Raw genomic sequence first — 22,077 nt, forward strand, 5'->3', positions numbered from 1 at the left:
TTAACGAGACCAGGCTTTGGCCTCTTTTAATAATCCGCTGATATCTAATCCTAAAGATTCGGCAAGTTGTTCAGTGCTGTTATACCCCGGAGATAGCGGCATCTTAAAACTGCCGTTTACATCAGGTTGCGGCTGCTTTACAGCGGCCAGGTATTTTGACTGTTTTTGTTTAGCGATGCTTTCAATCCTTTTCTCGACCTGACATAACTGGTCGTAGCTCAGCTGTCCCAGATAATCTGAAACGGGATCTGTCATCTGTAGTTTTACCTCTATAAACAAAGAAATACAGCCAGGCTTACAATAAACCTGTACGCTGAAAAGACTATTTTTCCCGTGTATAGAAAAAATCCGCACCGCTGCCCATACTGCTGCTTTGCGTTTCAACTTTCCACATGGAGGAAAGACGATAGCTTAACGTTAATACGTCAACTGATTCAAGCAAACTGACACCATAACGAATATAAAGTCTCGGTGTTAAATACTTGCCGATGAAGAAAGCTGAGTCACCGGTGTCATCACTGGCAAAACCTAACTCATCCAGACTCAATTCATCACGAAGTTGTCCTGTGATAGTATTGCCACCTCGCATAGATAATGACATCGCTGCCTGCAACATCATGGACTGCTCAGAAGCGGACGAATCACCCGGACCTCGCCCCAACACCAGATAGGACATGATACTGCTATCGGGCATTGCGGGTGTTGAAAAAAGTGTGAACTCAGGGACACGAATCGTTCCACCTATGCGCGCACCCGCCTCAACCGTGTCAACAATGCGGGCGACTCGAAGATCCAGCCCCGGATTGTCTATCGGCCCTCCGCTGAAAATCAGACTACCACGCTGGATGGTCATATCCTGACCAAATAGTCGGTAGTCACCACTTTCCACCTGAATCGAGCCTGAAGCCCGCGTTGCCGAAACAGCATCATCTTGTATGCGTAAACGCCCCAGTAGACGGCCGTTAAAACCAAAGGCCTCTACACGCACAGAGTCGCCCAGAATAAGTTCAATATCAGTTAATAGCGGCAAATTTTGCTCCGTCAGCGGCTCATCCAACTGATCGGCGAACACCACATCATCGGATGCACTGACAGCACTTTGCGCCTGCTGTCTTGGTGGACGAATCAGCGCATAGGGTACGCTTAAACTGCCGCCTACGTGAATAGCCTCATCGACACGAATTGCCAGATCCGGTGAAATCAGCAACTCGATTTCTGTATTCATTGCCTGAAAGTCTTTTCCTTTCAAGCTCAACTCTCCCTGCATACTGACCAGGTTAAACTGCCCTTGCAGTTGTATCTCGCCCTCGCCCGATCCAATTAACCCTTCAAGCGTCAGTATCTCGGCCTGTTCACCTTCAGCCAATAATTCAAATTGCAGCGGATCCAGGATAATGCCCTGTGCGGGTAGATCAACCGATCCATCATTCAATTGCAGCGAGCCGCGTACGGCGGGATCAGGCAGACTACCACTGATAAATAAACGCCCTTGAAGATTTCCGGCGACATTCTGCACATTTGGTGCAAACACACTCACCAGAGTCAGATCATTGAGAGAAATATCTAACTCTCCGTCCAGTATTTGCCGTGAGGATAATTGCTGAATATTCAGATTAGCCAGCACCCGCCCGTCCATTTCAGTAAAGTTGGCATTCAGATCGGCACGCAATTGATCATTAGTCAAATTCACCCGTAATTCGATCGGGTCCAGGTCAAAATCCGGCTGATCATCCGGGGTTAGTAGGCGCCCTGCTGAGGTTGTCAGAAACACCTCAGCTTCTGGGTTTTGGCTACCTTGCTGTGAAAAACTCCCGTTCAGGTTCAACTCAGATTCAATCTGGTTACCCTGTAGAAAAGGATCAAGCAAATCAAGGGACAGCTGGGCCAGGCTGAACTCAGCACTTAATCTGTCGGATGTATTACGATTCACGCCGAAACAGAGCTCGGCAGATCGGCCCTCTTGTAAAAGACAGGTTTGTGTCAGTCCAAATGCAGGCGCTTGAAAGCTGATTTCAGATGTATCAGCCTGCGTCCAGCGTCCGGCTTCTTCACGATATATATTGAGTTCTGACAAGCGTCCCTGATAACGCTGCTCCGCCCATGCACCGCGCACGGCAAGGGACAGGTCCAGCAGATCACCTACTACATCGAGTCGAACGTTATGCGATTCAGGGCGGCCACTACCGCTGATCACCACACTATCGAGTGACTGGCCTGCCAGCAGCAGATCATTCAGTTTCAAATCCAGCTCGGACGTCTCGGCACCACTTAAATCAGTACGCACCTGCCCCTCAAGGCTCAGCACTCGATGCTGTTGAAAACGCAGATCAGAACCCTCAAGATCGGCACGGATAGCTGGCTGGCTTAAAGGTCCATTAACCTCTCCTGACAAGTGAAATTCGCCCGCCGCTTCGGCCAGCAACAGACTGAGATCGGGAGCAGAAAGCTGTACACGCATAGCGAGTTGCTGGTTAATTAGCGTGCCGTTTGCCAACACCTGTGCACCACCTAATGAGACCTGCAGCTCATCAACCAGCATCTGCTCCGACGTATAGTCCACCCGACCCTGGCCGCTTAGGGACTGATCACGTAACTCACCATTAAGACTCAGCAGCTCAGCACTAAATTCAGGACCTGACTCGGTGACCTTCCCCTGACTTTGCAACTCAAGATTGATTAAGCCACTGAGCTCCGGATTAAAGAATCCAGGATCAAAATTACCTACCTCAATTCGGGTTTGCCATTCAGGTTGCTCAGACCAGCCAACCTGCCCCGTAACATTAACTTCGCCACCCAGCAGACTTGCCAGCACGTTAATATCCCGCATTGACTCAAGATTACCTGTAGCACTCATGGCCAGATCCACATCTGGAAGATCAGCACCCTGTAAAAGAGTGTCCAGCCGTAAGACGTAATCTGACAAACGACCAGAAAGTGCCACCTCACCCTGGAGCGAGGCAAATTGGGCAGGTTGTTCCTGTGGCAAAATCGGGTAGTGTAGATTACTCCAGCCTAAGTTCAGCTCCAATTCCGGATCAGCCCAGTGCGCAACCTGTCCACTCAACTGCACCGAGGATTCACTGTCTGGCAAGATGAGCGTCAGTTGCTCCAGATTCAGCTTTTCTCTGAACGGCTGCACTTCAGCGCGTAACTCAACGGCTAGTGCGCCGGTCATATCCGTCGCTGTCCGGGTATCCAGTAGCAGTTGCAATGCTTGAAGGCTTCCCGATAACTGCAATTTTCCCGTTACGGGTTCAGTCAGCGGATGATCTAATTTTTGATTGATAATCGATTCAATATCAGCAAGTTCAACGTGCCAGCTAATGTCAGACATCAGGTCATAATCAGCGATTGGCTGGAGTTCGGCCTGCATTTCAAGTCGGGTATTTCCATGTGACACTTGCAAGTCTTGCAGCACCAGCGTCTGACCACGAGTGAATGCAGACGCAGAGATTTTTTCCAGATTGAACTGCTGCTCACCCTGATGCAGCTCGAGATCAGTCAGCAACAGTGCTTGCAGCTCTAATCCCAGAGGCAAGGTGATCTCTGGCAATTCAGGCATGCCGGTAGAGGTTTCTTCAACCTGCTCCGGAGACGCTGGCAACTGCACTGTCAACTGATCAAGATGTACCTTTTCAATACAGACTTTCATGCGTAACAAACAAGCAGGCTTCCAGTCCAGGGCCAGTTGTTCAAGTGATAGGCGAGTACCATCCTGATCATAAACCACCTTCGCAACCCGCAGGTTTGTCAGAGCACCGGACACGGAGCCGATTTCAAGTGACTCAGGTAGAAACCCCTTACCCACCTTTAAACCCAGGCCTGCTACTCCTGGCACATACAATATCGCAAGCAGCAGATAAACAATGAATACCACAACCAGCAGAGGAATCAACAGCAGTCGTTTCAATCTCACAAATCAGGTCCTAAGGTAAAGTGAATCCTAAAGCCGCTGTCACTAATGGGCTTGGCCAGATCAAGACGGATGGGGCCAACGGGTGACTGCCAACGTACACCGACACCTACGCTGGTTTTGATCGAGTCGTTAAAGTCATTAAAGGCGTTACCGGCATCCGCAAACACCGCCAAACGCCAGTCAGGACGAAACATGTAGTCTGTTTCAAGACTCCCCACCATAAGATATTGCCCCCCGACCACACTACCCTGGTCACTGACGGGCCCCAGCTCTTGATAATCATAGCCTCGTACACTGTTATCACCACCAGCATAAAAACGCAGGCTGGCCGGCACCCGCTCAAAACTACTACTGGTCAGTGCACCCAAATCGAACCGAGATAATAAACGCCACTTCTCTCCCATCGGATCAACACGCTTACCACTCAGTGTCAGTTGCAGCAGGCTGACATCAGAGAGCAGAGCCTCAGAAGCTGCAGCAACACCAAAATCTATGTTGTACCCTTTGCGCGTGTTAAAGCGATCATCAGCAACCGTTTTATTGAACTGTGCCCGAGGAATCAGCAATAACTGATCAAGAGTTTCCTGATCAAAGGTATATTGCTCTTGCTCAAGATCCAGAGACAACACCCGCTCCCAGTCACCAACCTGTTTCTGCCAGATGCCGCCGACGGCGTAGGTTCTGGACTCTATGGTGTCAGAATTTTCATCGGTATATCGACTGCGCAGACCATACTGATCATAGCGCGGATCTTCACCAGGGATCATATAACTCCCGGTCAGGTCATTACGAACCTGGGATAAGCGTATACGCGCATCCATTTTATGACCACGACTATTCACATAGCGTCGCTCTATGCCGAGCTGTAATCGGGCTCCTGTATCGGTACCAAAACCTATACCGGCTTCATAAAGATTTCTCGGTCGCGGTGTCAGTGAAACCTGAATAGGAATTTGGCCGGCTTCAAGCTCATCAAGGAGGGGCAAGACTTGCACTTCGGCAAAATAATTACTGTCTATCAGCGCCCCCTGCAAATCAATAAGACGCGCCACATTCACCGGATCGCCTTCTGTGAAGCGAAGATAACGTCTTAGCAGATCTTCTGAAACTGGTGAGTCCGAAAAGCGTATTTCGCTGATTCGAGTACGCGGACCGGTGGCATAAGTGATTTCGACTACAGCGCTATTGGTTAGTCTGTCAACGACAATACGTGAGCGCTCAAATACAGCGCGATAGTAGCCCCGTTCAGATGCAACAGATTGCAGACGACCTTTCAAATCTTCGTAGTCCGGATGCCGCAAAGGTGCGCCTGTTTGCAGCGGTGTATTTTCCACCAAAGCTAGAAAAGACGGGTCGGTAGCTCCCTCCCCGGTGATCTGAATATCAACACGTTCCAGCTGTGTACGCACACCGGCATCGACTTGATAACTGGCCAGCCAATCACCACTGGGCAGTTGTTCCAATGCAGAAATCACTGTCGGGTTGTAATAGCCAAAGGGCTGAAGCGATTGACGTACTTCTTCTTCAGCTTGACGGTGCAGATAACGCAAACGACTTTCGTTGGTAATCAACTGACTTTCGAGGGATCCGATACTCAGATAGGCTTTGACATTGCTGGCAAGCTCATCAGAAACACCCTCAATTTGCAAGGACAACTCAGCACTCCAAGCCTGCGTCATGCCCAGCAGTAAGCCAGCGTAAAGCAATCCGCGAACGCGGCGTGAAAATCTATTCGATTGAATGGTGAAAATCTCCATACCTACATTGAACGGCTACTATCTAAGTAACCAAGTGTAAGAATGGCATAAAAGACCCTGATCGATCCAGAGAAGGACAGATAAAAACAGAAAAAGAAAGGCAGCCGAAGCTGCCTTGATCGATCCAGATATTATGCTAGAGGGTCAGGACTTGGTGACCAACCCTTGCTGATTCATAATATCTTCAATTTCCGAAAGACTGGCAGGGTCATCAATGGTTGAAGGTACAGTGTACTCTTTACCATCAGCTATCTGACGCAGTAACTTACGGAGGATCTTTCCGGAGCGGGTCTTTGGCAGACGCTGGACTACTATCGCACGATTGAAACAGGCGATAGGGCCTATCTCTTTTCGCACCATCGCGATCAGCTCTTTTTCCAGTACCTCTTCTTCCGTTTCCACCCCATCTTTCAACAGAACCAGACCAATAGGAGCCTGTCCCTTGAGCGGATCGTTAACACCGATTACAGCGCACTCGGCAACAGCCGGATGTGCTGCAACGATCTCTTCCATTTCACCAGTTGATAGGCGATGCCCGGCCACATTGATGACATCATCGGTACGACCCATGATGAAGACATAACCTTCTTCATCCATGTAACCGCCATCACCTGTGGTGTAATAACCAGGTGCTTCAACAAGATAGCCAGTACGAAAGCGTTCAAAGTCACCCCACACGGTTGCCAGACAACTCGGAGGTAGTGGAAGCTTAATCGCAATAGAGCCCTGCTCACCCGGTGGCAGTTGATTGCCCTCTGGATCAAGGATCTGAATGTTATACCCAGGAATCGGCAATGTTGAAGAACCTGGCTTGGTGGGTTTAGGCTCAATTCCCATCAAATTACCGCAAATAGCCCAACCGGTTTCGGTCTGCCACCAATGATCGACAACCGGCTTACCGGTTTTTTCAACAGTCCAATCATAGGTAGGTGGATCCAGACGCTCACCCGCCATAAAGATGGTTTTCAACGCTGAAGTATCGTATTTGCCGAATTCAACCGCATCAGCATCTTCTTTCTTAATAGCACGGAAAGCGGTGGGTGCGGCAAACAGCGCTTTAACACCATAGTCCGCACAAACACGCCAGAAGGCACCAGCATCCGGCGTGCGCACAGGTTTACCTTCGTATACTACGGTGGTACAACCCGCCAGCAGCGGTGCATAAACAATATAGGAGTGCCCCACTACCCAGCCCACATCTGAAGCAGCCCAGAAAACCTCGCCGGGGTTCATATCGTAGATAGCCTTCATGGAGTATTTAAGTGCTACGGCATGTCCGCCATTATCACGCTGCACCCCTTTAGGCTTACCGGTCGTACCAGAGGTATACAGCACATAGAGTGGGTCAGTGCCTTTAACGGGTACGCAATCAGCTGGCTCAGCCGTAGCCATGGCGTCATGCCAGTCAACATCCTGACCTTCGATCATTTCCGCTTTAGCCTGGGGACGCTGTAAAACTACACAACGCTCAGGCTTATGCGCAGACAGGCGTAATGCTTCATCCAGCATTGGCTTATATTCAATAACTTTTTTAACCTCTACGCCACAGGATGCCGAAACCACAACCTTAGGTTCGGCATCTTCAATGCGTACAGCCAGCTCATGTGGTGCGAACCCACCAAACACTACTGAATGGACGGCACCCAATCTTGCCACGGCAAACATCGCAATCAGTGCTTCCGGTACCATGGGCATGTAGAGAACAACACGATCGCCTTTTTCAACACCCAGTTGCTTCAGCACACCGGCAAATTTTGCCACCTGATCACGCATCTCGCGATAACTCAGCTTGCTGCGGGTTTCTGTAACCGGGGAGTCGAAAACAAGTGCGGTCTGATCACCACGCCCCTGCTCTACGTGGTAATCCAGCGCCATGTACGCGGTATTCATTTCACCATCAGCAAACCAGCGGTCGATACCGTTTTCATCTTTTGACAGAATCTGCTGTGGCTGCTTGTACCAGGGCAGGTCAGCTGCTTTTTCGGCCCAAAATTTTTCCGGATTTTCAACAGATTTTGTGTATTCAGCATGGTAGGACATAGAGCGGGTCCTTTATATTGGGTTATTAAACGCGTTATTGAGGGGCTGGCCTTATTATTGTTGACACTTGGCCCTTCCAAGAGTGCTCACTTTAACGAAACTAAACCATAATTTAACTAAGACAAAAGGATGATAAAGGCCATTAAATAACAAAAAAGTGCCTGATTAGCCGTATTTACAGTCAAAAAATAAATTGTAGAACATTTCATGGTGTCGACAATCCTGCAAAAAACACTTTTTAAATGAAGGGTTGTAAACTCCGAGTTACTGCACGAGAAGCAACCACAACGCAAAAGTTTTTCATTCATACATGAAACAGACTCAGGCAAAACAGGCTGAAATTCAGGTACAATCGGCATCCCTCGTCAGGTTAATTTTCTAAGGCATATCCCGTGAGCAGATCCGCAGCATTTACATCTCTGGAACAGACCCTCAATCAGCGCATCATGATTCTGGATGGTGGTATGGGCACCATGATACAGAATGAAAAGCTGCAGGAAGAAGATTACCGCGGAGAACGCTTTGCTAACTGGCCCAGCGACGTTAAAGGCAACAACGATCTGCTGGTACTGACTCAACCGGATATGATCCGCCGCTTGCACACAGAATATCTGCAAGCTGGTGCCGATATCATCGAAACCAACACCTTTAATGCGACCGTAATCGCCATGGCTGATTACGATATGCAATCCCTCAGTCGTGAGATCAATGTCGCCGCGGCACGCCTTGCCCGCGAAGCCTGTGATGCGATAACGGCTGAAACGCCGGACCGGCCGCGTTATGTCGCTGGCGTTCTGGGCCCAACCAACCGTACCGCTTCTATTTCACCTGACGTGAATGATCCAGGATTTCGTAACGTTTCTTTTGATGAACTGGTGGAGGCCTATACCGAATCCATAGATGGCCTGATCGAAGGCGGCATCGATCTGATTCTGATCGAAACCATTTTTGACACCCTGAATGCCAAAGCGGCAATTTACGCGGTTGAGTTGTACTTTGATGAGCATCAACTGCGTTTGCCAGTGATGGTGTCTGGCACCATTACCGATGCCTCCGGGCGCACCCTGTCCGGCCAGACCACCGAAGCCTTCTGGAACTCCGTACGCCATGCCCGCCCGATTACTATCGGCCTTAACTGTGCGTTAGGTCCTAAGGAACTACGTCAGTATGTAGAAGAACTCTCGCGCATTTCTGAAACCTATGTCTCGGTTCACCCTAACGCCGGTCTGCCCAACGCCTTTGGCGAGTATGATGAAACACCGGAACAGATGGCTGTCGAAATCAAGGAATGGGCCGAGTCAGGGTTCGTTAACATTGTCGGTGGCTGCTGTGGCACCACCCCGGAGCACATCCGGGTCATTCGCGAAGCCATTGAACACTGCGCCCCTCGCCCGCTGCCGGAAATTCGCGTCGAGTGTCGCCTGGCAGGTCTGGAGCCATTAAACATTGGTGCTGAAACCCTGTTCGTCAACGTGGGTGAGCGCACCAACGTCACCGGCTCGGCACGCTTTCGTCGCCTGATCAAGGAAGGCGATTACGAAACCGCACTGGATGTTGCCCGACAGCAGGTAGAATCCGGCGCGCAAATTATCGACATCAATATGGATGAAGGCATGCTCGATGCCGAAGCGGCAATGATCCGCTTCCTCAATCTGATCGCTTCCGAGCCGGATATCTCTCGGGTGCCGATCATGCTTGATTCGTCCAAGTGGGAAATTCTTGAGCAGGGCCTGAAGCGTATTCAGGGTAAGGGCATCGTCAACTCCATCAGCCTGAAAGAAGGTGAAGCGAACTTCATCGAACAGGCGCGCAAAATCCGCCGCTATGGCGCCGCTGTAGTGGTGATGGCCTTTGATGAAACCGGCCAGGCCGATACCTATCAGCGCAAAATCGAAATCTGTGAGCGCTCCTACAAGGTGCTCACCGAAGAAGTGGGCTTTCCACCGGAAGACATTATTTTCGACCCCAACATTTTCGCTATCGCCACCGGCATAGAAGAACACGACAACTACGCCGTCGACTTTATCCAGGCAACTCACTGGATCAAACAGCACCTGCCCTATGCCATGGTATCGGGCGGTGTCTCTAACGTGTCTTTCTCTTTCCGCGGCAACGACAAGGTGCGTGAAGCCATTCACTGCGTATTCCTCTATCACACCATTAAAAATGGTATGGATATGGGCATAGTGAACGCAGGACAACTGGCGATCTATGACGACCTGCCAGAAGAACTGCGTGAGCATGTTCTGGACATAGTGCTTAACCGCCGTGCCGACGGTACCGAGCGGATGCTGGAGCTGGCAGAAAAATACCGCGGTGATGGTTCCGTGGCTGTCTCCACTCAGGATATGGCCTGGCGCGAATTGAGTGTCGAAGAGCGTCTGGGACATGCGTTGGTTAAAGGCATTACCGACTACATTGATGAAGACGTCGAAGAATGCCGACAGAAGTTTGATCGACCCATTCAGGTCATTGAAGGCCCGCTGATGGACGGCATGGGTATCGTTGGTGACCTGTTCGGCGCCGGCAAGATGTTCCTGCCGCAAGTGGTCAAGTCGGCACGGGTGATGAAAAAAGCCGTTGCCTACCTGATGCCCTATATTGAAGCGGCCAAGGCTGACAATGCCAGCAGCTCGGCAGGCAAAGTGATCATGGCCACAGTTAAGGGCGATGTTCACGATATCGGCAAGAACATTGTTGGCGTGGTACTGCAGTGTAATAACTTTGAAGTGATCGATCTGGGCGTCATGGTGCCCTGTGAAACCATTCTAAGAACGGCTCGTGAACAACAAGCTGATATTATCGGTTTGTCCGGTTTGATTACGCCCTCACTGGATGAAATGGTCCATGTCGCCAAAGAGATGCAGCGTCAGGATTTCCATATTCCGTTGATGATCGGGGGTGCTACCACCTCCAAGGCGCATACCGCGGTCAAGATTGAAACCCACTACAAAAACCATCAAGTGGTGCACGTTACCAATGCCTCACGCTCGGTGGGTGTCGCCTCTTCACTGCTATCGAAAGAAAAGAAAGACAATTTTATCAAAGAGATAAAAGAAGAATATCAGGCAGTACGCGAAAGGCATGCTGAACGACAAAGCGATACCCGACGCATCACCCTGGAAGCGGCGCGGGCCAATCACTTTCCGATTGACTGGCAAGACTACACCCCACCGGCTCCTTTGCACCCCGGCATTCAGGTGTTTGATAACTACGATCTGAATCAGCTGCGCGACTACATCGACTGGACCCCCTTCTTCCAGGCCTGGGAGCTGGCTGGACGCTTCCCTCGCATTCTCGATGACGCGATTGTTGGTGTCGAAGCACGCAAACTGTTTGATGATGCTCAGGCGATGCTAACTGACCTGATCGATAATAAACGCCTGACCGCCCGCGCTGTCATCGGGCTGTTTCCGGCAAATCAGGTGGGACATGATGATATTGAACTCTACACAGATTTATCCCGTGAACAAGTATTGATGCGCACCCACCACCTGCGACAGCAGATGCAAAAAATCCCTGGTAAGGCCAATATGTGCCTGGCTGATTTTGTTGCACCTAAGGCCACAGGCAAACAGGACTGGATTGGCGGCTTTGCGGTCTCCACCGGCTTTGGCGTTGATGAACTGGTTGAGCAGTATGAAGCACAGCAGGACATCTACAACAGCATTATGGTCAAAGCCTTGGCCGACCGTCTGGCAGAAGCCTTTGCTGAGCACCTGCATGCACGCATCAGGCGTGAATTCTGGGGCTATGCCACGGATGAACAACTGGATAATGAAGCGCTGATCAAAGAAAAGTATCAGGGAATCCGCCCGGCACCCGGCTACCCGGCCTGCCCGGAACACACTGAAAAAGGTCAGCTATGGCAACTGCTTAATGTTGAAGAGAACATCGGCATCACTCTGACCGACAGTTACGCCATGCTACCCACAGCAGCAGTGAGTGGTTGGTATTTCAGCCACCCGGACTCACAATATTTTGGTGTTGCCAAGGTCAGTGAAGACCAGGTCGAGAGCTATGCCAAACGTAAGGGCTGGTCTATGCAAGAGGCCGAACGCTGGCTGGCACCCAACCTCGGATATGAGCCGGAGCAGAAATAAGTGAGGATATTGTGCTGAAATATGACAGAATTACATTCTATAAATAGTTTACCTGAGCTTAGGATTCATCAACGATGGAACATCAATTCTGGAATGACCGCTGGGAGCTAAATCAGATTGGCTTTCACCAGGAAGAGATTAATGCCTACCTTGAAAGTCATTGGCAAGAGCTCGGTCTGGCCGATAATGCACCGGTGTTTGTGCCGTTGTGCGGCAAAAGTCTTGATATGCTGTGGTTACGTGAACAAGGCCATGCTGTACTGGGAATTGAACTCAGCGAGATGGCGTTAAAACAGTTTTTTTCCGAAAACCAACTCCCCTTCACCTATCAGCAAAAGGGTGATTTTGTTTGTTTTCAAACTGAACAAATGCGCTTGCTCGCAGGTGATTTTTTTAACTTAACAGCTGATGATATAGCTCCCATAGATGCTGTCTACGATCGTGCGTCTTTAATCGCTCTCCCACCCGAAATGCGAGTCGGTTATGCCCGTCATATGGCACGTCTACTTCCCGAAGGTGCACACATCTTATTAATTTCATTGGAATATGATGATGGAACACTAAAAGGTCCGCCATTTTGCGTGCGCCAGGTCGAAGTACAGCAGCTGTTCTCTAAATGGTTTGATCTGACGCTAAAAGGACGCTTTGAAGGGGTATGGGCGAAGAAAAAACCGGCAACAGAGGTGGTGTATACCTTAACCCGAAATTCCGCATCAGTAGAAGTGAGTGCTGAAGGGACCAATGGGTCTGGCCCTGTCTGACACGCCGTGAACCCATCCATGGAGGCTCCGGCGCAATACCCAACGCAAATTCAATATCAAATAAAGTCAGATAGCCCGCTTCCCACGAAGCATAATTACCGCCGCCAAACACACTATCCCAATACCGATAAAGGTAAACAGATTCACCACCTCCTGCCAGAGCAGCCAGCCCATCAGCGTTGCAAAAATCACCGACGCATAGGTAAAGGGCCCAAGCTGACCTGCCGGAGCCAGCCCATAGGCGCGAGTAAGCAGAAGCTGTGCCAGCGTTGATGTGGCAGCCAAGCCAAACAACCAGACAAAATGCTCGGTGCCTGGCATCACCCAATTCAGCGCGGCCGGAATAGCGGCTAACAGAGATCCAAAGAAGGCAAAGTAAAACACTATTTTTTGTGGTGATTCACTACCGCGCATTGAACGAATGGTAACCTTAGCCAGCGCCCCTAACATTGCCCCCACTAAACCCACAAATACAGCGGGATGCAGCACGCCCTGTTCTGGCTGAAGAATCAGCGACACACCTGCAAATCCCACTAAAATAGCCACTTTAACTCGGTTAGAAATGGGCTCTTTCAGCCACCAGAGTGCAATGATTGGTACAAAGAACGGAGCGGTTTGTTTTAGCATGGCCGCCTGTCCTAGTGGTAGATTTGCCCAGGAGTAAAACAAACAACTCATCGCCGTCACACCGATTAAGGCTCGGGTAAAATGCAGATGGATACGCCGCGTAGGCAAGTCTCGTTGACCATATTTCAGTATCCACGGCAGCATCCATACCAGGCTGAGCAAGTTGCGCATCAGCACGATCACTTCCGTTGGCAGGTCTGCACTTACCTGCCGAATAATCATGCCACTGCCTACCAGACAAATCTCTGACAATACAATTAGCAGTGCACCCTGTGTTAATGGACTCACTCGAGTTATTTACACTTCGATACGCTGATAATCTTCTGACAAACCCGTAGATAGCTTGCTGCTGGAAACAACCGCTACGCTTTGCTTATCAGGATCAAGCCAGGTTCTGGCCACACGCTGCAGATCTTCCGGCGTCACCATCAGAATGCGCTGACGAAAACGCAGGCGCTCTTCCTGAGTGCGACCAAACAGGTTAGCGTGATAATCTTTTTTTGCTTCACCAGCTGGCGAGCCAGGTTTATCAATTGAACTGACCACACCCAAAATAGCTTCTTCCACTTTGACTTTTTCAGGCAGGGTATTCAGCACCCAGTCTTTGGCCGCAAGGAAGTCCTGCAAGGTGGCTTCCAGTCGCGGATCGCGGTAGGAGAAAAAACGGAATACAGCGTTACCGTTATCCTGGCCAGCTCCAGCACCGTAGGCACCACCCTGTTCACGGATGGCCCGGTGCAGAAAACCATTACGGAGGTAATCCCCCAACACCGTCAGTGCAGCCGCATCCGGGTGCTGAGTGGGCACAGTCGGAAATGCCATGGCACAGAAATTCACCTGGGTATCCACTAACCAGGCTTGTTTAACGCCTTCACGTGTAGAAGGAAGTTGCAGAGCACTGAAATTTTCAGGTTGTTCCGGCACGCCTTCCCAGACTTGCTGGCACACTTTATCCATTGTTGCTTCAAACTCGGACTCACCCACCAACAGAAAACGACGTGGGGCGACTCTAATTAAGGCATGCATGGCTTGTAGCTGCTGCGACAGATCCAGTAGCGCCGCTTGATCTTCCACGGCTTTATCCAGCACTTTCAGGCGACGAATACCTTCCAACCCTGAGGTTATATGCGCTAAGTTACCAGCTGGACTCAGCGCTGCACAAGCGGCCTGCATGGCCAGCCCGTGACCTCGGCCAGTAATCCCACTGACACGGCGGGAGCGCATCTGTGCAACAATTTCCCTTATACGTTTGAGTTCATCAAAACGCGCCGAGGTCAGTGTTTCTGCCATCAGTGTCGTAAGCTTTTCCTGATTCACGGCCAACGCTTTGGCTGACAACACCAGATACCCACTCACCCGCTGTTCATCATCCGGGGCACCACGAACGCTTGGGGATGCAGAGACACTACCGGATATTTCGCTTTGATAAGCCTGATTCTCTTTATAATCGCGCTCACCACAACCCAGCTCAGTCAAACAATGACTATACAATGGCAATAGCGCAAGCTGCACTTCGCTCAACTCAGGCAGATCAACTATCACCTGCTGGTAGGACAAGCCATTGGTGCCGGTAGAATACCAGCACCCTTTACCCGCCAATGATGGCAGTGCAGAGGACTGGGGCAGATTCAAGGCTAAAGGCACATCCTCCAAGGTCACACAAGGTAGGATGCTGTCATCATCCACTTGTAGCTGACGGGCTTCCAATGCCTGAGCCTGCTTGACTATAGCCTCAGCATCGGCGTCAGATAGTGTCGATTTGATAGCAGCTAATTTAGCGGCTTCGGCCGCATTACGACGCTCAGCCAACTCGGCATCAGGGCGTAGTGTCAGCCTGACGCGGTGAGGATTGTCGAGTAACCAGCGACGAATCAGTTCAGGAATAAAATCGGGATCTTTGATCTTGTCGCGCAAGGCTTCCAGTGCCGGGTCAATATGCAACGCTTCCAGTGGATCGCCACGATGGATACCGGCTGACAAGCCAGACATAATCAACTGCAGACCAAAGGGCATACCATCACCGGTAATTTCACGCTGAGACAATTCTAATTGGTGTAACTGTGCCTCGACCATGCGCTGATCCACACCCTGTTCTGCAATCTGTTGCAGAGTGGTTAACACTAACGTCTCAAAGGCCTCAGCCCGCTCCGGTTCACTGCCTTCAATACCGCACAAAAAACTCATTTCACGATTCGAATCCTCCAGGCCGCACAAAGGTGATGGACCACTGCCAAGTTCACTGGACTCCAACACCGAACGCAACGGTGAACTGGAATTATCCAGCAGTACCTGAGTTAAAAGGTGAGCCTCCATTAATGCACTGGTATCAATGGAGCGCGGCAGCAACCAACCCATGACATGGTGTGTGTGCCCTTCCAGCGTCGGCTGATCACACGCATAAGCCTCTTCAACCCGTAAGGGTGCGAAATAACGGTTTTCATCTTTTACCTGGAGCAGTAACTCATTACGTTCAAAACGGGATAAAGCCAGCGTATCCATGCGCTCCTGTAACTCAGCCGGAGGCAGATTACCGAACGTCATAAACACTGCATTACTGGGATGGTAGTGACTTTTATAAAAGCTCAGCAACTGCTCATAGCTCAGATCGGGAATGCAACTGGGATCACCACCACTATTATGATGGTAGGTGGTTTGCGGAAACAGATAACAGGACAGGCTCTGCCAAAGGGTGGACACAGTGGAGCTCATCGCTCCTTTCATCTCGTTATACACAACCCCTTTATAGGTCAGATCAGATGCAGGATTACCAGCCTCGGCAAACTCCATCCGATGGCCTTCCTGAGCAAAGTCCAGCGGGTCCAGACGTGAGAAGAAAACGGCATCCAGATAGACATCCAACAAATTAAAATAGTCTTTGCGGTTCTGACTGGCAAAAGGATAGGCCGTCCAGTCACTGCTGGTAAACGCATTCATAAAGGTATTCAGCGAACGGCGGGTCATCATGAAAAACGGATCACGTACCGGATAGCGCTCACTACCACAAAGTACCGTATGTTCCAGGATATGCGCCACGCCGGAAGAGTCTTCAGGCATGGTTCTTAGCGCCACCAGAAATACATTCTCATCACTATCAGCATGAATATGATAATGTTTTGCACCGGTTTTAATGTGCTCGAACTCACTAACTTCTATAGCCAATGACTGAATCCACTGACGACGATTAAACTTAAAACTGGTATGGGCTTGCATAGTGGGTGTAAATCCTGACGCTGATCATTATTTAAGCAACACATGTATGCTACTCTAGTGGGTCAATTGTACCTGTTCAATGTGCGAATTTCTCTGTCTACTGTCTGTAATTAAGTGCCGGAGACAAGAAATCTTCGAATCTAAAATAATTGACAGAAATAGAAAGCGAAACTACATTAGCGTTAGTTGTTGCAACGCACAAAAAACTTATCGATTGAGGTGATCCCATGTACGATCAAATGAAAAGCTCTATGAAACCTATGATGGATATGGCTGAAATTAATAAAAAAACAGCTGAAAAACTGATTACATTGCAATCTCAGTATGTCAGCGAGTTTGTAAACAGTAGCCTGTCACAAATGAAATCCTTATCTGAAATTAAAGACCCTAAAGCGGCCATCGAGGCACAAATCAGCTACATGAAAGAAATTGAAGCCAAAGCATCAGATGTTGCTCAGCAAGAAATTTCTGCTTTGAGTGAAGCTAAAGCCCAATTATCACTGCTAATGGAAAAAACGCTGGAAGAAATGGGTGAAAGTGATTATCTGGCCGAAGTACAGAAAATGATGCAGACCTACAAAAAGCAGTAATATCATTATTGATCAGCGCGTGAGTTTTCTTGACACCACCTCTCATTTGCTGTAGAAAGGAATGAATGCTGCGCTGCACAATAATTTAACTGATGCCTCGAGGATTAAACTATGACAGATCCAATGAAAGACCTGAAAAAAAGCTTTGAAGATGCCATGAAGCCTGTTACTGACAGCTTCACAGATGCCATGAAGCCAATGACTGAAATGTCAGAAAATATGATGAAAAAGGCTGAAGAGCAGTTTGAGCCAGTTAAAGAAAAATTCGCACCCGCGCTGGAAATGGCTGAAGTCAACCGTACCACGGCTGAAAAGCTGATGGCAATTCAGGCTGAATACGTTTCTGACTTTGTTAATGCCAGCTTGGCGCAGTTCAAATCACTGGTAGATGCCAAAGATCCTAAAGAAGCCGTTAAGCTTCAAGTGGAATTCCTGAAAACTCTGGATTCCAAGTTTACCGATGTTGCCGAGAAAGAACTGGCCACTCTGACCGATGCTAAAGACAAGATCACCGATATTGTCGAGAAAAGCATGTCAGAGTTGGGTGATGTCCCGTTTATGTCTGAGTTAAAACAGTTTGATTTGAGCAAATTTGATCTATCCAAACTGATTCCAGGCAACACACCAGCCAAGTCTAACACGGCCAGCAAGCCAGCCCCTGCAGCTAAACCTGCCAGCAAGCCTGCCGCTAAACCGGCAACAGCACGCAAGGCTACCGCTCCGGCAGCAAAACCAGCAACGGCAGCAAAACCAGCTACGGCTGCTCCAGCCAAGCAAGAAACAGTAGCCGCGGCAAAACCCGCCGCCAAGCCAGCCGACAAAGCCTGATCCTATCTGATTAGATGATACCTGAGGGGCCAGTAGTCTTCGTGCGAATATCGCCGAGGACCTGGCCCCTTGCTATTACCCCCCTTCATCGCCCTTATCTCTTCCAATAGTCACTTCTGATCTATTGCCCTACTGATTTTTCAGTTCTAATTTGTATTCATTGTGTAACAAAAACTTCACTTTCATTAAATATCATCTAATCTTGATGGATAACTCTACGCTTAATTAACATCAGGAACTTGCCATGACAGTCTCACGACGCCAATTTTTGAAAGGTGCGGCCGCTGCCGGAACCTTAGCAGCTGCGACTCCGTTTTTTATTAACAACGCGCTAGCCGCATCGAAAGAGCTGCGTATCTACGCCTGGGCCGGGTACATTACCGACGAGATGCTCGCCGACTTTAAACAAAAGACTGGAATCAACGCGACCTTTACCCCCTATGGCACTAACGATGAATTAATGAATTCGCTGCGCGCTACCGATGGCACAGGTTTTGATATCATCATGCCAACGGTTGACCGGGTTCCGGGGTATATTGAATATGACCTGGTACAACCTCTCGACACCAGCCGTATCAACTGGGATGGCGCATTGGACAGTGCTATTGCTGGCTCTGAAGTAGGTGGTGTTGTAGATGGAAAACGTTATTTTGCTCCTTCCGATTGGGGCACTGAAGCCATCTGCTACAATAAAGAACTGACCAACATTGACCGCAACAACCTGAGCTATGGTGATCTTTGGACGCCTGAGAATGGTGTTGGCGTAACCGTTCGCGGCCACTCTGCACTGGTTGGTATTGGCTTGTGGCTGGAGAAAGCAGGAAAACTGCCCTTCCCGCTGCTGGATTCTTACAAAAGCGAAGAAGCCATGCGCGCCAACTTTGATGTTATTCTTAAAGTGGCCACAGAAAACAAGCATATGATTGCGCAATTCTGGTCAACTGAAAACGAAGCGCAAGGTGCCTTCTTGGCCAATGGTGCTGTCATTGGCCAGACTTGGGATAGCACCGCCTTCAACCTGATCAAAGCTGGTGAACCTATGGGTTATGCAGCCCCTAAAGAAGGTGCCATGGCCTGGATGGAAGGCTTCGTTATTCCGAAAAATGCCAACAATGTCGATGCTGTTTACGAATTCATTAACTGGTATTACACACCCGAAGCTGGCGCCATGTTTGTTAAAGCCACTGGATATAATTCAACCTCCAAAGGAGCGTCTGACTTACTGCCAGAGGAAACCAAACAGTTCTTCCTGGATTCTTACACAGAACAGGATCTGAACAACCTGTGGTGGTGGCCGATTCAGGAACCCTGGTACGTTGCCCTGCGTAATGAATACCAGGATCGCTATCTTTCCGCCTGATGCCTATCTGACCTTCCTGACGCATGACCCGCTGCCGGGTCATGCGCACTGATACCTGTGAGACTTTATGGATAGTAGTGTTCATCTTGATAATGTCATGATGCAATTCGATGACTTCGTCGCTGTTCAACCCACTGACCTGAAAATAGAATCGGGTGAGTTTTTTAGTTTTCTCGGTCCATCAGGCTGCGGAAAAACGACCCTACTTAACATGATCAGCGGTTTTCTTGACCCGACTGAAGGTAGAGTCCACATTGGCGGTGAAGATATGCGCCGGGTCCCTGCCAACAAACGGCCAACCTCAATGATCTTTCAGAATCTCGCGCTGTTTCCGTTAATGACCGTAGCAGAGAACATTGAATTTGGCCTGGAAGTCCGTGGAATAAAAAAAGCACAGCGCAAAAATGTCTCTGATCGTCTGCTCAATCTGGTTGCTCTGCCTGAATGCCGAGATAAGCGCATCGCTGATCTTTCCGGTGGACAGAAGCAGCGCATTGCCATTGCGCGTGCACTCGCCGTTGAGCCCAGAGTTCTGTTGCTGGATGAGCCCCTATCTGCACTGGATCTGAAGTTGCGACAACACATGCGCACTGAGCTAAAAGCGATCCAGCGTAAAACCGGCATCACCTTTATCTACATCACCCATGATCAAGGTGAAGCGCTGACCATGTCGGATCGGGTCGGGGTAATGTCCGCAGGTAAATTGCAGCAAGTCGCTGATCCAGTCACGCTTTATCGTGCACCGACAACGCCCTTTACCGCCTCTTTCGTGGGTGAGAATAACCGTATAGAAGGCACGGTGGTCAGCCTTGCTGGCAATCAGGCCACCTTGGATTGTGGTGAGATGGGTTGGTTATCGGGTATCCGTGTCGATGAATTGACTGTAGGCGAGCACGCCCTGCTGTTTATCCGTCCTGAGCTGCTTAACCGTCGCAGCCTCAGCAGTGATAACTGCTTTAGCGCACAGGTGCAGGAACTTAGTTTCGAAGGTGCCTATCTGATGATGGAAGCTACACTGCTCAACAGTCAAAGCAGCATCCGTGCACAACTACTCAGTGATGTGAATATTGGTGAGCTGTCCATCGGAAATCAGGTTATCTTTGGGTTTAACCCGCAGGATGCCATCATCATGGCGGCAAAAAACGATGTATAAACAACTTTCAGAGCGTTTCGGCCCCCTGATTACTATCGGTATCCTACTGTTGATGCTGCTGTGGCTAGTGATGCTGGTCATCCTGCCTCAGGTTCTGATGATCGACTACTCACTGAGACCCAACCTGCCTCCGAGTGAACTGGGTGGAGTCAATGATAGCTATACGCTTAGCAACTATGCGACCCTGCTTGATAACCAGATCCATCAGAGTATTTTCTTTAAAACCATCTGGTCAAGTGTGTTGGTTACCGCCTGCACCCTGATGCTCTGCTATCCCCTGGCCTATTACCTGGCCAAGGTTGCCACTCCCCGACAAGCGGCACTCTGTGTACTGCTGCTAATTATTCCGTTCTGGATTAATGAAATTCTGCGTACCTTCTCCTGGTTTATTATTCTGTCTTATAGCGGCCCACTAAATGCCCTGCTGCAAGGTCTTGGCTTGATTGATCGTCCCATACGCTTTTTATCCGGAGACGGTGGCGTCATTATTGGCATGGTCTACGCCTACATCCTGTTTATGGTGTTTCCGCTTTACAATGCCATAGAAAGTCTGGACAGCAACCAGATTAAAGCCGCCAGAAACCTGGGATCGGGCTGGATCAGAACGCATTACCGCATCATCATTCCACATGCAAAACCCGGTATCGCCACTGGCTGTATCATGGTGTTTATGCTTTCTGCTGGAAGCTATGCGGTTCCTGCATTACTAGGCTCACCCGGAAGCCGCTGGTTCACACAAATCATCTACAATTGGTTTTTTGAAGGGGGTGACTGGAACCAGGGAGCCGCTTATGCCTTTATCCTATTACTGCTGTGTATCGGCTTTATTGTCCTGGTGATGCGTCTGTTCAAGGTTGGCTTGGGAGATATCGCACGATGACATCCAACACTATTCTAAAATGGGGCATTCGCTTCTATATCACCCTGTTTTTTCTTTACCTGTTCACTCCCCTGATCATCATGTCAGCCGCCACCTTCAACGACAGCCGTTTTCCGACCATTTCACCCTGGCGTGGCACCACGCTAAAATGGTTTGAGGAACTCTGGAGCGACACCAGTATGTGGCAAGCTTTGAGCAATAGCGCTGTGATCGCTGCAGGTGTGCTGATGATTGCGGTACCTATCGGCGTTGCCTGCGCCCTGTTTCTATCCACCTACCGGGGAAGTGGCAAGCATTTTATCTATGGACTGATGCTGTCTCCCCTATTAACTCCCGGAGTCATTATCGGTATATCCACACTGATTTTCTGGCGTAGCCTGAACGTCAATGGTGGTATTCTTCTCACCATTATTGCTCAAACCACCTTTATCGCTGCTTATGTCATGCTGATGATCCTGGCACGGATGCAGCGTTTTGATCGGACCCTGGAAAATGCGGCTTTCAGCCTGGGTGCCAGCCACCTGCAAGTATTCAGGCGCATCACCCTGCCCTATCTGATGCCCGCCATACTTTCAGCCGGTGTCATCGCCTTTTTACAATCCTTCGAAAATTACAACACAACACTGTTTGTTAAGGGCCATGATACAACCCTCACCGTCTATATCGCTTCTAAAGTCAGAACAGGTCTAACTCCTTCGATTAATGCGTTAGGATTAGTCCTGATTGTGGTTACCATTCTGCTCGCTGCGGCTTATGAACTCAGGCGCCGACACGAAGCCAAGGTTACAGAGCAAGCGGCTGCGCAGATTGCACAGTCAGATTGACCTTAAATGAATCTGAAGCTCTATGATT

14 protein-coding genes are annotated in these 22,077 nt (G+C 49.6%); 8 read left to right on the forward strand and 6 right to left on the reverse strand.

Features of this window, described 5'->3' with window-relative positions; all coding sequences use genetic code 11:
- The 4 genes from F5I99_RS09560 to F5I99_RS09575 all read right to left on the reverse strand — a co-directional run bounded on the left by F5I99_RS09560 (nucleotide 1) and on the right by F5I99_RS09575 (nucleotide 7,713).
- On the reverse strand, nucleotides 1–384 hold the full coding sequence (locus F5I99_RS09560) for a hypothetical protein (protein ID WP_151055457.1): 384 nt from the start codon (nucleotides 382–384) through the stop codon (nucleotides 1–3).
- Nucleotides 323–3,916, reverse strand: coding sequence for a translocation/assembly module TamB domain-containing protein (locus F5I99_RS09565; protein ID WP_151055459.1), 3,594 nt, complete (start codon nucleotides 3,914–3,916; stop codon nucleotides 323–325). The genes F5I99_RS09560 and F5I99_RS09565 overlap by 62 nt, the downstream gene beginning before the upstream one ends.
- Nucleotides 3,913–5,673 carry an autotransporter assembly complex protein TamA gene (locus F5I99_RS09570; RefSeq protein WP_151055461.1) on the reverse strand — a complete coding sequence of 587 codons (1,761 nt, stop codon included), beginning with the start codon at nucleotides 5,671–5,673 and terminating at the stop codon, nucleotides 3,913–3,915. The genes F5I99_RS09565 and F5I99_RS09570 overlap by 4 nt, the downstream gene beginning before the upstream one ends.
- A gap of 144 nt (nucleotides 5,674–5,817) precedes the next feature.
- On the reverse strand, nucleotides 5,818–7,713 hold the full coding sequence (locus tag F5I99_RS09575; protein ID WP_151055463.1) for a propionyl-CoA synthetase: 1,896 nt from the start codon (nucleotides 7,711–7,713) through the stop codon (nucleotides 5,818–5,820).
- Nucleotides 7,714–8,105: 392 nt separating this feature from the next.
- Between F5I99_RS09575 and metH the strand changes: the two genes are divergently transcribed.
- Both metH and F5I99_RS09585 read left to right on the forward strand, forming a co-directional pair.
- Nucleotides 8,106–11,816 (forward strand): methionine synthase, encoded by a 3,711-nt coding sequence (metH, locus tag F5I99_RS09580; RefSeq protein WP_151055465.1) that lies wholly within the window; start codon nucleotides 8,106–8,108, stop codon nucleotides 11,814–11,816.
- A gap of 74 nt (nucleotides 11,817–11,890) precedes the next feature.
- Nucleotides 11,891–12,577 carry a thiopurine S-methyltransferase gene (locus F5I99_RS09585; RefSeq protein WP_151055467.1) on the forward strand — a complete coding sequence of 229 codons (687 nt, stop codon included), beginning with the start codon at nucleotides 11,891–11,893 and terminating at the stop codon, nucleotides 12,575–12,577.
- Between the two features lie 66 nt (nucleotides 12,578–12,643).
- Here the strand turns inward: F5I99_RS09585 and F5I99_RS09590 are convergent, their stop codons facing one another.
- Nucleotides 12,644–13,492: a DMT family transporter gene (locus tag F5I99_RS09590; RefSeq protein ID WP_225307623.1), complete on the reverse strand. Its 849-nt coding sequence runs from the start codon at nucleotides 13,490–13,492 to the stop codon at nucleotides 12,644–12,646.
- 9 nt (nucleotides 13,493–13,501) lie between these two features.
- Nucleotides 13,502–16,414 carry an insulinase family protein gene (locus F5I99_RS09595; protein WP_151055469.1) on the reverse strand — a complete coding sequence of 971 codons (2,913 nt, stop codon included), beginning with the start codon at nucleotides 16,412–16,414 and terminating at the stop codon, nucleotides 13,502–13,504.
- Nucleotides 16,415–16,641: 227 nt separating this feature from the next.
- Between F5I99_RS09595 and F5I99_RS09600 the strand changes: the two genes are divergently transcribed.
- From F5I99_RS09600 to F5I99_RS09625, 6 genes are all read left to right on the forward strand, one after another.
- Nucleotides 16,642–17,004, forward strand: a complete 363-nt coding sequence (locus tag F5I99_RS09600) for a phasin family protein (protein WP_151055471.1) — start codon at nucleotides 16,642–16,644, stop codon at nucleotides 17,002–17,004.
- A gap of 111 nt (nucleotides 17,005–17,115) precedes the next feature.
- Nucleotides 17,116–17,832: a phasin family protein gene (locus F5I99_RS09605; RefSeq protein WP_225307624.1), complete on the forward strand. Its 717-nt coding sequence runs from the start codon at nucleotides 17,116–17,118 to the stop codon at nucleotides 17,830–17,832.
- 244 nt (nucleotides 17,833–18,076) lie between these two features.
- Nucleotides 18,077–19,192 carry an extracellular solute-binding protein gene (locus tag F5I99_RS09610; RefSeq protein ID WP_151055473.1) on the forward strand — a complete coding sequence of 372 codons (1,116 nt, stop codon included), beginning with the start codon at nucleotides 18,077–18,079 and terminating at the stop codon, nucleotides 19,190–19,192.
- 67 nt (nucleotides 19,193–19,259) lie between these two features.
- Entirely contained in the window at nucleotides 19,260–20,345 is a 1,086-nt protein-coding gene (locus F5I99_RS09615) for an ABC transporter ATP-binding protein (protein WP_151055475.1), read from the forward strand.
- A complete protein-coding gene (locus F5I99_RS09620; RefSeq protein WP_151055477.1) occupies nucleotides 20,338–21,225 on the forward strand; it encodes an ABC transporter permease in 888 nt (295 codons plus the stop codon). Before F5I99_RS09615 ends, F5I99_RS09620 begins: the two co-directional genes overlap by 8 nt.
- Nucleotides 21,222–22,049: an ABC transporter permease gene (locus tag F5I99_RS09625; RefSeq protein WP_151055479.1), complete on the forward strand. Its 828-nt coding sequence runs from the start codon at nucleotides 21,222–21,224 to the stop codon at nucleotides 22,047–22,049. The genes F5I99_RS09620 and F5I99_RS09625 overlap by 4 nt, the downstream gene beginning before the upstream one ends.
- Nucleotides 22,050–22,077 lie beyond the last annotated feature (28 nt).

Origin of the sequence: Nitrincola iocasae, from assembly GCF_008727795.1 — a bacterium.
Classification (GTDB): domain Bacteria; phylum Pseudomonadota; class Gammaproteobacteria; order Pseudomonadales; family Balneatricaceae; genus Nitrincola; species Nitrincola iocasae.

Bases quoted from the DNA above. Each gene is read 5' to 3' on its own strand.
- F5I99_RS09595 (WP_151055469.1), bottom strand. From the start codon at position 16,414: ATGCAAGCCCATACCAGTTTTAAGTTTAATCGTCGTCAGTGGATTCAG.
- F5I99_RS09615 (WP_151055475.1), top strand. From the start codon at position 19,260: ATGGATAGTAGTGTTCATCTTGATAATGTCATGATGCAATTCGATGAC.
- F5I99_RS09605 (WP_225307624.1), top strand. From the start codon at position 17,116: ATGACAGATCCAATGAAAGACCTGAAAAAAAGCTTTGAAGATGCCATG.
- F5I99_RS09610 (WP_151055473.1), top strand. From the start codon at position 18,077: ATGACAGTCTCACGACGCCAATTTTTGAAAGGTGCGGCCGCTGCCGGA.
- F5I99_RS09625 (WP_151055479.1), top strand. From the start codon at position 21,222: ATGACATCCAACACTATTCTAAAATGGGGCATTCGCTTCTATATCACC.
- F5I99_RS09620 (WP_151055477.1), top strand. From the start codon at position 20,338: ATGTATAAACAACTTTCAGAGCGTTTCGGCCCCCTGATTACTATCGGT.
- F5I99_RS09600 (WP_151055471.1), top strand. From the start codon at position 16,642: ATGTACGATCAAATGAAAAGCTCTATGAAACCTATGATGGATATGGCT.
- F5I99_RS09575 (WP_151055463.1), bottom strand. From the start codon at position 7,713: ATGTCCTACCATGCTGAATACACAAAATCTGTTGAAAATCCGGAAAAA.
- F5I99_RS09585 (WP_151055467.1), top strand. From the start codon at position 11,891: ATGGAACATCAATTCTGGAATGACCGCTGGGAGCTAAATCAGATTGGC.
- F5I99_RS09570 (WP_151055461.1), bottom strand. From the start codon at position 5,673: ATGGAGATTTTCACCATTCAATCGAATAGATTTTCACGCCGCGTTCGC.